Annotated in this window: 1 pseudogene; it reads left to right on the top strand. The window is 70.0% G+C overall.

Annotation, left to right across the window (positions count from 1 at the left end):
- Window positions 1–79: 79 nt before the first annotated feature.
- Window positions 80–553 (top strand): annotated as a pseudogene (locus MOV75_RS41315) (TolC family protein); the annotation flags it as partial.

Genomic DNA, 553 nt, shown 5'->3' with positions numbered 1-553 from the left:
ACCGGCGACGCCGGCACCATGGCGCGGCCGCAACGACGCGGTGGCGCCGCAGCCGAAGCAAGACCGGTAGGAGCGCGCCATGACACGCCATTTTGCGCGAGGCCTGCTCGTGCTCACCGCGTTCAGCGTCTCCGGCTGTGCCGCGTTCTCGCCCGACAGCGGCATGAGCGCGGTCTCCGAGCTGACGAGCCGGACCATCGACAAGGACGTCGCCTTCGTGCGAACGGCCGACGGCGCCGGCGCGGTGGAGGCGCGCGTTCACCGATTGCTGGCGCGCCCATTGAGCGCCGACAGCGCCGTGCAGATCGCATTGCTCAACAACAAGGGACTGCAAGCCGCCTATAACGAGCTGGCGCTGGCCGAGACCGATCTGGTCGAGCAGAGCCTGCCGCCCAATCCGGTGTTCTCGATCTCGCGGATCACGGGCAACGGCGCCAGCGAGATCGAGCGTCAGGTGGTCGGTGACATCCTCGCGCTCGCCACCCTGCCGTTCCGCTCCGACATCGCCCGCGAACGCTTCCGCCAGGCCCAGTCGCGCGCCGCGCTGGCGACG

Origin of the sequence: Bradyrhizobium sp. PRIMUS42 (assembly GCF_023006515.1) — a bacterium.
In the GTDB taxonomy this organism is placed as follows: Bacteria; Pseudomonadota; Alphaproteobacteria; order Rhizobiales; family Xanthobacteraceae; genus Bradyrhizobium.
This window is presented reverse-complemented; position numbering and strand designations above follow the sequence as displayed.